10 protein-coding genes are annotated in these 13710 nt (G+C 44.2%); 6 read left to right on the top strand and 4 right to left on the bottom strand.

Annotated elements, in window-relative coordinates; translation table 11 throughout:
* The first annotated feature begins 116 nt into the window (after positions 1-116).
* The 3 genes from metH to P5V12_RS09390 all read left to right on the top strand — a co-directional run bounded on the left by metH (position 117) and on the right by P5V12_RS09390 (position 4672).
* Positions 117-3809: a methionine synthase gene (gene metH, locus P5V12_RS09400; RefSeq protein WP_316957097.1), complete on the top strand. Its 3693-nt coding sequence runs from the start codon at positions 117-119 to the stop codon at positions 3807-3809.
* Positions 3810-4048: 239 nt separating this feature from the next.
* Entirely contained in the window at positions 4049-4327 is a 279-nt protein-coding gene (locus P5V12_RS09395) for a hypothetical protein (RefSeq protein WP_316957096.1), read from the top strand.
* Positions 4328-4501: 174 nt separating this feature from the next.
* A complete protein-coding gene (locus tag P5V12_RS09390; protein ID WP_316957095.1) occupies positions 4502-4672 on the top strand; it encodes a DUF2970 domain-containing protein in 171 nt (56 codons plus the stop codon).
* 323 nt (positions 4673-4995) lie between these two features.
* Here the strand turns inward: P5V12_RS09390 and P5V12_RS09385 are convergent, their stop codons facing one another.
* Positions 4996-6078 (bottom strand): methyl-accepting chemotaxis protein, encoded by a 1083-nt coding sequence (locus P5V12_RS09385; protein ID WP_316957094.1) that lies wholly within the window; start codon positions 6076-6078, stop codon positions 4996-4998.
* 294 nt (positions 6079-6372) lie between these two features.
* Here P5V12_RS09385 and P5V12_RS09380 point away from each other — a divergent pair, with 294 nt between their 5' ends.
* The 3 genes from P5V12_RS09380 to P5V12_RS09370 all read left to right on the top strand — a co-directional run bounded on the left by P5V12_RS09380 (position 6373) and on the right by P5V12_RS09370 (position 9865).
* Complete coding sequence (locus P5V12_RS09380) at positions 6373-8037, top strand: nitrite/sulfite reductase (protein WP_316957093.1); 1665 nt, start codon at positions 6373-6375, stop codon at positions 8035-8037.
* Positions 8021-8503, top strand: coding sequence for a DUF934 domain-containing protein (locus P5V12_RS09375; protein WP_316957092.1), 483 nt, complete (start codon positions 8021-8023; stop codon positions 8501-8503). The genes P5V12_RS09380 and P5V12_RS09375 overlap by 17 nt, the downstream gene beginning before the upstream one ends.
* 195 nt (positions 8504-8698) lie before the next feature.
* Positions 8699-9865, top strand: coding sequence for a cation:proton antiporter (locus tag P5V12_RS09370; protein ID WP_316957091.1), 1167 nt, complete (start codon positions 8699-8701; stop codon positions 9863-9865).
* Between the two features lie 112 nt (positions 9866-9977).
* Here P5V12_RS09370 and sohB read toward each other — a convergent pair whose 3' ends face one another.
* The 3 genes from sohB to P5V12_RS09355 all read right to left on the bottom strand — a co-directional run bounded on the left by sohB (position 9978) and on the right by P5V12_RS09355 (position 13514).
* On the bottom strand, positions 9978-11024 hold the full coding sequence (sohB, locus tag P5V12_RS09365; RefSeq protein ID WP_316957090.1) for a protease SohB: 1047 nt from the start codon (positions 11022-11024) through the stop codon (positions 9978-9980).
* Positions 11025-11062: 38 nt separating this feature from the next.
* Positions 11063-11626 carry a cation/multidrug efflux pump gene (locus tag P5V12_RS09360; protein ID WP_316957089.1) on the bottom strand — a complete coding sequence of 188 codons (564 nt, stop codon included), beginning with the start codon at positions 11624-11626 and terminating at the stop codon, positions 11063-11065.
* 184 nt (positions 11627-11810) lie between these two features.
* Positions 11811-13514, bottom strand: coding sequence for a CDP-diacylglycerol--glycerol-3-phosphate 3-phosphatidyltransferase (locus P5V12_RS09355; RefSeq protein WP_316957414.1), 1704 nt, complete (start codon positions 13512-13514; stop codon positions 11811-11813).
* Between the last annotated feature and the right edge of the window lie 196 nt (positions 13515-13710).

Genomic DNA, 13710 nt, shown 5'->3' with positions numbered 1-13710 from the left:
AAAACTTCTATAAAGACGTCCATTTTATAAACTATTGTCGATTAAAGCTGGTAGAATCCGCGCCTAAATCAAAATATTTTGATATAGATTTGATAGCTCTAAGAAAAGGTAAGTCAATGAAGCACACCCACCAACAACGAACTGAATTACTTCGCAGCGCACTAAATGACCGCATATTAATTCTTGACGGTGGTATGGGCACCATGATTCAAAACCGTAAACTGCAAAGCCAGGATTACCAAGGCGAGCGGTTCTCCGGACACCACATTGACTTACAAGGCAATAACGACCTTTTATCCATTACCCGACCTGATGTCATTCAGGATATTTGTCGAGCCTATCTTGATGCCGGTGCCGATATTGTTGAGACCAATACATTTAACTCAACACGCTTGTCACAAGCAGACTATGCCCTAGAAGCACTAGCTTACGAACTGAATAAGGTGTCTGCATCTTTGGCTCGTGAATTAGCAGATGAAGTGTCCACACCAGATAAACCCCGCTTCGTTGCCGGTGTTCTCGGCCCAACAAGTAAAACTTGCTCTATATCACCAGATGTAAATGATCCCGGAGCGCGCGAAGTCACTTTCGATGAGTTAGTAGAAAACTACGTTGAAGCGACAAAGGGGTTGATCGAAGGTGGAGCGGATATCATTCTGATTGAAACCATCTTCGATACTCTCAACGCCAAAGCTGCCATATTCGCTGTACAGAGCTGCTTTGAGGAGCTGGGCACTGAACTGCCAATTATGATTTCAGGCACAATTACTGATGCCTCGGGCAGAACACTTTCCGGCCAAACGACAGAAGCGTTCTATAACTCTCTAGCCCATGCCAAACCAATTTCTATTGGTTTGAACTGTGCTCTGGGCGCTTCAGAGCTAACGCCATATATCAAAGAGCTTTCCCGTGTAGCCAATTGCTACGTGTCAGCGCACCCCAATGCGGGTTTGCCCAATGAGTTCGGTGAGTACGACCAATCAGCGGAAGACATGGCCGCAATCGTAAAGACATTCGCGGCCAGTGGTTATCTGAATATTATTGGTGGCTGCTGCGGCACCACACCAGACCACATTCGCGCAATTGCTGCAGAAGTCGCGCAGTATTCTCCCCGTGTCATTCCTGATATTGAACCTGCATGTCGCTTGTCAGGGTTGGAACCATTCAACATCACCAAAGATTCACTTTTCGTAAACGTGGGCGAACGTTGTAACGTAACTGGCTCCGCCCGCTTTAAACGGTTAATTATTGAAGAGGACTACAACACAGCCCTCGAAGTTGCGTTGGCTCAGGTGGAGGACGGCGCTCAAGTAATTGATATCAACATGGACGAAGGCATGTTAGATGCCGTTGCCGCTATGACACGCTTCTGTAACCTAATTTCCAGTGAACCTGACATTTCCCGAGTACCTATAATGGTTGACTCATCGAAATGGGAAGTCATTGAAGCGGGCTTAAAGTGTATCCAGGGGAAACCCATTGTTAACTCCATCAGCCTTAAAGAAGGCGAAGACGAGTTCATCGAAAAAGCCAAACTGTGCATGCGCTACGGAGCTGCTGTAATCGTTATGGCTTTTGACGAAGACGGACAAGCTGATACTGCTGCCAGGAAGATCGAAATATGTCAGCGGTCATACCAAGTACTAACGGAAAAAATTGGCTTCCCGCCGGAAGATATTATTTTTGACCCGAATATATTCGCCGTTGCAACAGGGATTGATGAACACAATAACTACGCGGTGGACTTCATCGAGTCTACCAAGTGGATTCGCGAGAACCTTCCTCATGCTGGCGTATCCGGCGGCGTAAGTAACGTTTCATTTTCTTTCCGAGGCAACAACCCGGTTCGTGAAGCAATTCACTCAGTATTTTTGTACCACGCAATTAAAGCCGGTATGAATATGGGCATTGTGAACGCGGGGCAGCTCGCCATCTATGATGAGCTTCCGCAGGAACTAAAAGATAAAGTCGAAGATGTTATTTTAAATCGCCATGACGGCGCCACTGAGGCCCTACTCGATATAGCTGAAAAATATCGCGGCGACGGCAGTGCTCAGAGCAAAAAAGAAGATTTGGCCTGGCGCAGTGAGCCAGTAGAAAAACGGCTTGAATACGCCTTAGTAAAAGGCATTTCTGCTCATATCGAAGAAGACACAGAAGAAGCCCGCCTTAAAGCAAATCGACCTCTTGATGTCATTGAAGGCCCGTTAATGGACGGGATGAATGTTGTTGGCGACCTGTTTGGTGACGGCAAAATGTTCCTTCCTCAGGTGGTAAAATCCGCTCGCGTGATGAAACAGGCAGTAGCCGTGTTGCAACCGTATATCGAACAGGAAAAAACGGAAGAAACAAGAAGCAACGGAAAAATATTAATGGCAACAGTGAAAGGCGATGTACATGATATTGGAAAAAATATTGTGGGCGTTGTGTTGCAATGTAATAACTTTGAAGTTGTTGACCTTGGGGTAATGGTCCCCTGCGAAAAAATTCTTGCCACTGCCGTAGAAGAAGATGTGGATTTAATTGGCTTGTCCGGCCTTATCACCCCATCTTTGGATGAAATGGTCATAGTCGCACGGGAGATGGAAAAACAGGGAATAAAAAAACCATTAATGATCGGTGGAGCAACAACATCCAAGGCGCATACTGCTGTAAAAATTGATCCACAATTAAACATCGATCAAACCGTTTATGTGCCAGACGCATCGAAAGCAGTTGGGGTTGCCACAAAATTATTGTCTTCTCAAGCCAAACCAGAATTTGTGCAGCAACTTAAAGATGAGTATGAAAAAATTCGTGTGCGCAGAGCAAATCGCACATCAACACGCGCAGCCATTAGTTATGAAAGTGCCGTTGAAAAGCGTCTAAAAATTGATTGGGATGGTTTCACTGCGACACAACCACAGTTTTTAGGAACTCAAACGCTTGAAGACTACCCACTCGAAGCACTGGTTGATACGATCGATTGGACACCGTTTTTTATCAGTTGGGATTTAGTCGGTAAGTACCCTGCCATATTGCAGGACAAAGTTGTAGGTGAAGCTGCAAGCCAACTATTTAATGACGCTCAGGCATTATTAAACGATATTGTGGCTAATAAAAAGTTAACGGCTAAAGCCGTCTTTGGATTTTGGCGAGCAAGCTCTAATGGTCGTGACGACATAAATGTATATGACGAAACTCAGTCACCTATCGCGACGCTTCATCATATTCGACAACAGATTCCCAAATCAGACAATGATCAATTTATTTCCCTTGCGGATTTCGTATGTCCAGAGAGCAATCAACAGGAAGACTACATTGGTGGCTTTGCTGTGACAGCAGGCATTGGCGCGGAAGCACTGGCGAAAGAATATGAAGATGCCGGAGATGATTACAGCGCCATCATGGTAAAAGCACTTGCGGACAGGCTGGCGGAATCCTTCGCTGAACACTTGCACCAAAGAGTGAGAACAGAGTTTTGGGGATATGTTCCAAACGAAAATCTGGATAACGACGCACTAATCAAAGAGAGATATCAAGGAATTCGTCCAGCCCCCGGTTACCCCGCTTGTCCGGATCACACAGAAAAAGCAACGTTGTTTAGTTTGCTTAATGTTGAACAAGAAATAGGCATTAGTTTAACCGAACACTTTGCAATGTACCCTGCTGCTTCGGTTTCTGGATGGTACTTTGCACATCCTGACGCCAAGTATTTTAACACTGGAAAAATCAACAAAGACCAGGTTGAAGACCTTGCCATGAGAAAACAAATGCCAATTTCTGAACTGGAACGATGGCTACAATCCATATTAGATTATGACATTTAAAACAACTCTGCTTATTTCGGTTGGTTGTCACGCCAGACTTTGAAAACATGGTCACATTTTTGCCGAATAGTTCGATTATTAGCCTTGATGGTCATATTTTCCCCCTATAATTACCATGAGTCTTTTGACAGAAGAAATGCCGTAAAACACTGCAAAAGCCTCATGTAAATTCACAGGAAATAAACTGCCACAAGCGAGTTTTCCTATTTGTCCGTAACCCTTGGATTTGGAGTATAGAAATGTTTAGGAAGCTTAGTGTTCTAGCCGTACCACTAGCGGCCTTTTTGGCGATCAATGCATATGCAGGCCAAGCCAATCCAGCGAAAGCTGCTGCCCAGGAAGTTGTTGATGACTATAAAAAGCTACGAGCAATGTGCTCAGTTTCGATCGGCGAAGAGCGACGAGACTGCTTTGCAAAATTGAATGACTCGAATGCTAATTACCGCGCAGCAAAGGAAACATTAAATCGCGATAGCGACGATAGTAAAAGCGCACACTTTGTGAGCTTCGCAGGCTAATAATTCTAATAACAAAATGACCGAGCAAAAAAGCACTATTCAAAGGTGCTTTTTTTTTGCCCTGAATATCTGTTGTTCACATTTTGTCTGACTTCATTATAATTAAGTTTTTTCTAATACCAGATATGGGTGAAAGTGATAGTGGAAAGCGATAACTCGAAAAAGAAATTGGGCATGTGGCACTTGATAAAAACTTCCATGGCAGCCGCAATTGGTGTGCAAAGCAATAAAAACAGAGAGTTAGACTTTCAGCAATCCAGCATAATCCCATACATTATATCTGGAATAATTTTTACGTCACTTTTTCTGCTTGCGCTTTTTACAATTGTCAGTTTTGTGGTGTAAAAGAAAAATGGTAAATCGACAGACATAAAAAAAGCCCCATTATGGGGCTTTTTTTATGTCTCTTTTTTATTGCCCTGATATCCAGAAAATACAAGTTGCAACAAAAATAAAAACAAGCGCTACAGCGGCAATTGCGTCAGCAATACTATCGCCCTGCTCTGTCATTTGAATATCGTCTTCCATTCTCCCTCCTACTTATATTTTTTTAATTTTTGGTGACAGAAAACTAACCTTTTTGCCAAATGATCAGGCAACCAGTTAAGGCGATCAATTCAACCCAATCTTCCTTTAACAATCAAGTTTTTTTTACCATATGCGCCAAATTAATGCATTCCGCTCTCGAAATCAGTTAAATACCCCATTAACTGGTCACTTGATGCTTCCATTTCCTTTAGATGACCTATGGCATCACTCCGATTTCCTCTCGAGCCTGATTCAAGCGCGGCAATACCTTGATCATGAACCCGTTTATGAGCATCTTCTATTTTGCGAAATGTCGATGTACCGCCATATTTAGCCCTACCCACGTCGTGTAACCAGTGTCCAAAACGACAGGAATCCGCACTATCAATGGCGTGAGAGTCATACCGACTACGATGAAAATGAGAATACAACCTCGCTTTCCAGACGAGATGATCAAGCTTAACCGTCTCAATAAACCCCACTGATGCCGTCAGCGTGATGATCTGGTGCATATCTTTGGACACTTCTAACACCCGACCAACATCGGCAAACGATGCGTGTGATTCGCTAGAGAGCTGCTCACACTTGTCTCTTGTGCCACTTATTTTTTCATCTGTTTCCTGCGTATCCTTTTCAATCTGGCCAACCAAATTGGCAATTTCACTACTGGCCTCACTGGCGCGTTTCGCCAGAGCCCGCACTTCATCAGCAACAACCGCAAACCCTCGCCCCTGCTCCCCTGCCCGCGCCGCCTCAATCGCAGCATTCAAGGCCAACAAATTGGTCTGCTCAGAAATATTGGTGATAATGCCAACAAACTGAGTGATTTCATTTGCTACGCCTTTCAGCCTGGAAACACTTTCGTGACTAGCACCCGCGCTAATGGATATTTCATTTAAATCGGTTGTAATTCGAGCAAGCGTGGCTGAAGTTTGCTCATATACTTCGCCAGTGTGCTCAAGCCTTTCTTTTTGCCGTTGCATTCCTTCCGAAGAAGCCGATAACGACTCCCTGATAGGCTCCAGACCACTATAACTATCAATTACCAAACGAATTTCCTGGTCAACAGTAGAATCAATACCTGCTTGATGCTGTTGTTGATCACGATAGGTTTGCAGTTGCATCCCCAGCTCTTCAACTTGGTTTTTTAGCGATTGGTTTTCTGAACGCAAAGAATCCCTTTCCTCGCTTACCCGAAGCAATTCTTTTTTACTCGCAAACATATTGGTTCAGCCCCAAAATTTTTATCATCTGTATTAGTTATAACGGCAGCTTTACTATTAACTTAACGAATAGCACCGCTTTCAATTTTCAGCAACGTATAGATTTAAAACTTATATGCCTTATCTGGGAAAACGGCCATTATTCAGCTGGCTCATATCATTGAATTTCTTCGTTTTTATAAGCGAATGCTGTATCCTTCACCTCCTTTAAATTTCCGGTGTTCTGATACTCAACGTTTTGTTTTGATTATTAAACAACCTGAATTTCACTGACAACAAAGGTAAATCGACCACATGTACGTTTACGACGAACATGACCATAAGCTAGTTAAAGAGCGTGTTGCTCAATTTCGCGGTCAGACAGAACGATATTTAGCGGGAGAATTAAAAGAGGATCAGTTTCTACCGCTTCGCCTACAAAACGGACTTTACATCCAACGACTTGCACCGATGTTGCGTATCGCCGTTCCATACGGAATGCTAAATGCCACTCAGCTTCGCAAGATTGCCTACATTACCCGTCACTATGACAAAGGCTACTGTCATATTACGACGCGTCAGAATATCCAACTGAACTGGCCAAAACTGGAAGAAGTACCCGATATTCTTGAAGAGCTTGCCGAGGTCGAAATGCACGCAGTGCAAACCAGCGGTAACTGTATTCGTAACGTCACTTCGGATCAGTTCGCAGGCGTTGCCAAAGATGAAATTATCGATCCTCGCCCCTACTGCGAAATCATTCGTCAGTGGTCAACATTTCACCCCGAATTTGCCTTCCTTCCCCGAAAGTTCAAAATCGCTGTGTGTGGCTCTCAAGAAGACCGTGCCGCCATTCACTTTCACGATATTGGCCTTCAGTTGGTCAAGAAAGAAAACGGAGAAATTGGTTTCACTGTTCTTGTCGGCGGTGGCTTGGGCCGAACTCCCATCATTGGTAGCGAAATCAATAGTTTCGTTCCGGAAAACGACATTCTTACCTATCTGGAAGCCATTCTAAGGGTGTACAACCTGCATGGCCGAAGAGACAACAAGTATAAAGCCCGAATCAAGATACTTGTGAAGGCTATGGGGACAGAGGCTTTTGCTGAGAAGGTTAGCCTGGAATGGGAAAAGCTTAAAGACACTCCCACTCTGCTTACAGATAAAGAAATCAAACGAGCAAAAAGCTTTTTCACCGAACCTGAGTACGAAGAGATTTCTGATGAGGAATCTCATGCTCTTGTCGATGCACAAGCACGTGAAAACAAGGCGTTCGGCAATTGGGTTAGACGTAATGTGAGCGAACATCGCGTGCCTGGCTATCGATGCGTTACTCTGTCTTTAAAACCTACAGGCGTGGCTCCAGGGGACGTGACCTCCGCTCAGCTAGAAGCGATTGCAGATCTTGCAGAGAAATACACATACGGCGAAGTACGAGCAACCCATGAGCAAAATATTGTTCTAGCAGATGTGAAAGCCTCTCAACTGCTTGATTTGTGGCACGAAGCCAAACAAGCTGGTTTTGCTACGCCAAATATCGGCACCCTAACCGATATGATTTGCTGCCCTGGCGGTGACTTTTGCTCACTGGCGAATGCCAAATCTATTCCTGTAGCAGAAGCCATCCAGCGACAGTTCGACGATCTCGATTATCTCTATGATTTGGGCGACCTGGATTTGAATATTTCAGGTTGTATGAATGCCTGCGGCCACCACCATATCGGCCATATAGGTATTCTTGGTGTCGATAAGAAAGGTGAGGAGTTCTATCAGGTTCAGCTTGGTGGTAGCTCTCTAAAAGACGCTGCTTTGGCAAAGGTACTCGGCCCTGCATTCTCGCGAGAGGAAATGCCAGGTGTGATTCAAAAGCTTGTTGACGTATACACGGAAAACCGCGTCGAAGGTGAAAGATTTATCGATACATACCGTCGTGTTGGACACGACCTATTTAAGGAGCGTGTATATGCAAAAGCTCATTAAAGATAAAGAGATTATCGACGATAGCTGGTCTATTGTTCGCGAAGAAGGTACTGGCAACGGCAATCAGATTCTGTCTCTTGACGCTTTTTTAAAGGCCGCGAAAGAAGGTAACCTCGACACGGAGCGCACTGCTGTGTGGTTGGCCAGTGATGCTTCAATCGAAGCAATAGCCGATTATGTTCCATCACTGAAATTGATTGCGGTGGACTTCCCCGCCTTCGCCGATGGTAGAGGTTTCTCTATTGGCCGCATGCTTCGTGAACAGTATGATTTTACTGGTGAACTGCGCGCTGTAGGCCATTTCATGGAAGACCAGGTGTTTTATCTATCTCGTTGTGGCTTTAATGCGTTCAAGATGGAAGACGACTGTAATCTTGAATCCATGTTGAATCGTTTAAACGATTTTAGTAATAGCTATCAGGCGGCTGTTGACGAACCGCAACCACTTTTTAGGCGTAGAGCTTAATAATTCCTTTTGGGCTGCCGCTGCTTGGCGCAGCCCTTCTCAGCACTTGATCTGTTCCCGGTTTTTTTCATCAAGTCCATGAAATATCATGGGTTTTGAACGATAATTTACTCACAGATCATTCTTTTTTTAAAAAATACATTCTGTGCGACAGTTTTGTTATCCACTCACATACATCTCAAATTAGGCTAATTAATGAGCGGAGTTATTCTCGAAACGTTTTTCTTGATATTTTGCGGTTCCGCACTTATTGCCTCATTAGCGCTGTACAGCCGACAACCGATTCTTGTTGCATACATTGCAATCGGTGCGTTACTAGGCCCGTTTGGCCTGGAAGTTTTAAAGGATATTTCCTATATCACAGATATGTCACATATTGGCATCATCTTCCTGTTATTTTTGCTTGGCCTGGATATGCAACCAAAAGCCTTGTTGGTTGTACTACGTAAAGCGACCAGTGTTGCAGTCATAAGCAGTGCCTGCTTTGCCGCGATTGGTTTTATCATCGGTATTAGTTTTGGGTTTACATTAACAGAGTCTGCCATTATTGGTATGGCATCCATGTTTTCCAGTACGATTATTGGCATCAAGCTTTTACCCACCACGGTATTGCACCACAAATACACGGGCGAATTAATGGTCGGCTTGCTGCTTTTACAAGACTTCCTGGCCATATTCTGTTTGTTAATACTACTCAGCAGTTCGGCTGGCAGCTTCCAAATTAAACCGATGCTTACTGCGCTTGCGGCACTGCCACTTATAGCTGGCGGAGCTTACCTTTTTGTTCGCTTTGTTTTAATTAATCTAATTACCAAGTTTGACCGCTTTCACGAATACATTTTTTTACTCGCTATTGCCTGGTGCCTCGGTCTAGCGGAACTTTCTGAAAGATTACATTTATCGGCTGAGATAGGAGCATTTATTGCTGGCATTACTATTGCGACCAGCCCTATTGCACAATATATAGCATTAAGCTTGAAGCCTCTTCGTGATTTCTTTTTAGTCCTGTTTTTCTTCTCCCTCGGCGCCCAACTTAATTTAGCATTAATACCTCAGGTAATCGGCGCTGTGAGTGTGTTTGCTATCGCGGTATTGTTGCTTAAACCTGGTATTTTTTATTTATTGCTTCGTCAGCACAGCGAAAAAGAAAACTTAGCATGGGATATAGGCTTTAGATTGGGACAAATAAGTGAGTTTTCTTTACTTATTGTTTTCCTCGCGTATTCAAAAAATTTAATCGGTGACGAAGCATCACTTCTCGTTCAGTCAGCCGCGATAATCACCTTTGTAATTTCAAGTTACATCGTAATCTTTAACTTCCCGAACCCAATTGCGGTATCGGATAAGCTTCGACGGGATTAGTTTTTTTAGTCTTAACCTTTTTAGTGGAAGTAATCACACATAAAAACCGACATTATTGTTGGGCAAAAAAAAGCCACCTCCAGGGTGGCATTTTTCTTTTTGACAACGAGTATTAACTGAATATTTTGTTGTTAAGTGTTTGCCATATTTTGCTAAACGCCTTATCAATGGAAGCCTCAACAGAAATCCCCAGCTTTTCCTGCAGAGATTTTTTCTGAACAAATTCAACTTGGTAGATATCTGCACGTTCTTTTAAATCAAATAAATATTGATCCGAGGTCATCACCTCATCAATAAGCGCTTTTTCTACAGCACGTCGACCGAACCAGATTTCACCCGTAGCCACTTCATCGATGTTAACCTGTGGCCGATGGTCGGTAATGAACTCTTTAAATAATTCGTGAGTATCTTCCAGATCTTCCATGAACTTCTGACGCCCCTTATCCGTGTTCTCACCGAACATGGTTAAAGTACGCTTGTACTCACCGGCTGTCAGCATTTCATAGTCAATATCGTTCTTTTTGAGCAAGCGATGGAAATTCGGAAGCTGGGCGACCACACCAATAGAACCAATAATTGCGAATGGCGCAGCAAGAATTTTGTTGGCCACACAAGCCATCATGTAACCACCACTGGCAGCAACTTTATCTACACAGATGGTTAGTGGAATACTGGCACTGACTAAACGGTCCAGCTGACTCGAAGCCAAACCATAGCTGTGAACCATTCCACCCTGGCTTTCCAACTTAACGACAACTTCATCCTCAGGCTTTGCCAGAGCTAGAATCGCAGTTACGACTTCCCGTAGTTCTTCTACGGCGGATGCCTTAATATCCCCATCGAACTCAGCCACATACACACGAGGCTTCTCATCCGCTGATTGATCTTTGGCTTTTTTTGCAGCTTTCTTTTCTTCTTTTTCCTGCTTTTTCTTTGCTTTTTGCTCTTCCTTAAACTGGCCTTCAGACAGGACAACGGACTTCATTGTCTCTTCAATATCATCAAACTTATCGTTTAAGCTTTTAACCTCGATATGACCAGAGTCGTGCCCCTGTCCTTTCATACCAGCGGATACAATAAGTGCGATGACAGCGCCAATCGCAACCACAATGGTGACAGCCTTGGCCAAAAATAAGCCGTATTCGTATAAAAATTCCAAAAGAAACTCCAGATTGACTAACTAATTCGAATTCATGTTTATTGCCAGCGGTTTATGGCGTCTGTGGCGAGGTCATTAAGAGGTTTCGCAACCAGTCCGTTATGCGTTAATGAGATTTGATACAGAGCGCCATCCTCCATTGGCAAGTATGTCGCGCTACCATAAATTGCGTCGACCCAAGGAACAAAGCTACTGTGGGCGTTCAACCAGGACCAGGTATCCAGTCCATATTGTTGATCAGTCATTTGATGAACCGTCCTATCCTTGCGACGCTCATCTTCGAGGGAATAGTAACGGCCACTAATCCGATCTAACCGGTAAGCCGGTGTCGCACCCATCGCCTGGAAAAAACCCAACCAACGGATAATCCGGGCATCTACCTGCCATTGATCCCCTTTAAGCACGTAATCCTTTTCTACACCTTCCTCAACATAAACAAGCTTGGCTTTGAATGACTGCTCATCGAGCTTTTCGAAACTGAGTGTAATGACAGGTTTTTCAGCCAGAAGCTGTTGGTAGCTATTCAGATCCATTGCCACCAGAATGCAAACTGCGGCAAGAACAAGCATCAACAAACCAAGTGAGCCTCTCAGCCAACCCAAAAGCCATCCTTTATGACCCAATAATTTTAGGCCAAAAAATATGGCTATCAACGAAATGACGATTATGAAACCTGTGGTCGCACCCCAAAACATAGAGAGTTCTTACTCAGTTGTATCCAATGTTGTTATTTTTAAGCACTCAACCCGGGAGGGCATCCTACCCCGGAAGGCTATGGCCGGCAATTTATTCGTTTACGGCATGCCCCAGTGCTTCCAACCCCTCTTCTGCAATTTTGAGAACATTTTCGTCCATTTGCAGCGTACTGGTTGCGGAATCCAAATAGTACTCTATAGAGATCACGACATCAGCAAAAGTTTCCAATAACTCTTTAATAGCGGCAGGTGGCTCCTTATCAAGCAGGACTTCTTCCACAAAAACCGAGCACTTTTTGAGGATATTTGCAGCTCTATCCTTCTTAAGCATGATCATCCCACCCCTGACCGTATTCAAGGTTTTAGCAATATTACGGATATGGCCGGTATCATAGGAATCCGAAAACGAATTTAACGCACGCTTGGTGAGCGATATACCAGCTTCACACTCTTCCACCACAATCTTTTGCGCAATAGCCAGTTCACTCGACGCCACTGCGTCGTTACGAGCTTCCTGGGTAATTTCAAAGCTCTGTGTATCCGCGAGGCCAGCTTTATCCAGACTTGAAACGGTACTTTCAATGAACAGCAATGTGTTAGCTACCTGTGTTAACTCCGCAGGCGTTACACCATCATCATCGCCCCACTTTTCTACCCGTTTTATTTCCTCTTTCAACGTCCCACTGGCCGAATTAAGCCCCACAACAGCCAATATCTCGGCAATGTTTTTCAGCGTTTGAGTGAACCCAGCCAAATCATCAATTTCCTGAGTGGCTGTTTGGGTTGCATTTTCCAGCACTTTTTTGGTGTTCGAAATTTCGGACTGCAGAACTTTTGCGAGTGAACTTACGGTATGGGCGCTCGGACCATTTAAGCCATCACGTTCACTTGCCAGGCTTTTATCGGTATAAGGGAAGCTTGTGACTCCCGATGCCTGCCTAACTCTTTTGGTCTTTTCGGTATCCGCACCGGACAACATAATCAAATAAACCAACTCTTTGATCAGCGATTTGGGGGGTGCCGCATCAAACGCACTTTCGCCTACATCTTGTACTTGCTTAATAACGCGATCAATTCGCCCCAATAACAGCTTCCGAGATTCAATGACTTCCATCTTCTCAGAAATAAATACCTCAAGCGCCACATTCCCCAACCACCACAAGCTGGATAACGACTTCGCCGAGCCGGCAATTTTGTGTAAACGAATTAAAGCTCGACGCATAAGCGCTATGGAGTTTTTGGTATTTCTTTCACGAATGTAACCTAATAACCCGACCTGATACATTTGCCGAATTCTGCGTAGGGTGGACTTAAAGTTAGCGCTGTCTACAGAAAGTTTTTCAACTTCCGGTGGGACTACGGTGGAAATATTGAAATTAAAGAAATGGCTTTCTGGGTATGCGGGCTCTCCCCTTAACTTGCGTAAACTGTTTATCCAGGGGATTAAGAGAACAGGAACCTTACGCTCTGTTTGCTGAACATATTCCAAGTACCGAGCCATAACGAAGAAGACGTTACTCACCACCTCAAGGCGGCGCTCATACTGTTTTCCCGTCCCACCAGGGACAATATCATTCGCTGTAGCAAGCAACTCTTCCGCTAACTGGCAGGCGCCGCGAAATTGAATTAGGCGCAGAATACCTACGATTTGTTGAATACCATCGATACAGGCTTGCAGGCTTTCACCATCATCCTGGGCGGTCACGAAGTTTTCTAGGTGACGAGCAGATTGCTCAATTGTGGCAACGAGCTCTTCTCGTACCATATTAAGGGACTGAAAATTCACAGCGTCCATCGAATTCACGTTAGTTAAACTCCGCAGTAGTTGTTTAATTTTCTCGACCAAAACTTTCGGGCGACAATCCTTGAACTAAACCGCTCCACCAATAGTTTATTAGCCCTTCACTTAGTGCGAGTATTACAAACGCACAGATGCTTATTCGCTTAGTATAATACCCTTTGCCAAAAAATCGTTAATTTTCGTGGGCTTA

Source organism: Teredinibacter sp. KSP-S5-2 (genome assembly GCF_032773895.1).
GTDB lineage: Bacteria > Pseudomonadota > Gammaproteobacteria > Pseudomonadales > Cellvibrionaceae.
The sequence above is the reverse complement of the archived record's forward strand: the minus strand, read 5'-3'. Positions and strand labels throughout refer to the sequence as shown.

What these genes read in the sequence shown, in the direction of transcription:
- P5V12_RS09375 (WP_316957092.1), top strand. Translation starts at nt 8,021, where the DNA reads ATGCAAAAGCTCATTAAAGATAAAGAGATTATCGACGATAGCTGGTCT.
- P5V12_RS09380 (WP_316957093.1), top strand. Translation starts at nt 6,373, where the DNA reads ATGTACGTTTACGACGAACATGACCATAAGCTAGTTAAAGAGCGTGTT.
- P5V12_RS09395 (WP_316957096.1), top strand. Translation starts at nt 4,049, where the DNA reads ATGTTTAGGAAGCTTAGTGTTCTAGCCGTACCACTAGCGGCCTTTTTG.
- P5V12_RS09390 (WP_316957095.1), top strand. Translation starts at nt 4,502, where the DNA reads ATGTGGCACTTGATAAAAACTTCCATGGCAGCCGCAATTGGTGTGCAA.
- P5V12_RS09355 (WP_316957414.1), bottom strand. Translation starts at nt 13,514, where the DNA reads ATGGACGCTGTGAATTTTCAGTCCCTTAATATGGTACGAGAAGAGCTC.
- P5V12_RS09385 (WP_316957094.1), bottom strand. Translation starts at nt 6,078, where the DNA reads ATGTTTGCGAGTAAAAAAGAATTGCTTCGGGTAAGCGAGGAAAGGGAT.
- P5V12_RS09370 (WP_316957091.1), top strand. Translation starts at nt 8,699, where the DNA reads ATGAGCGGAGTTATTCTCGAAACGTTTTTCTTGATATTTTGCGGTTCC.
- metH (WP_316957097.1), top strand. Translation starts at nt 117, where the DNA reads ATGAAGCACACCCACCAACAACGAACTGAATTACTTCGCAGCGCACTA.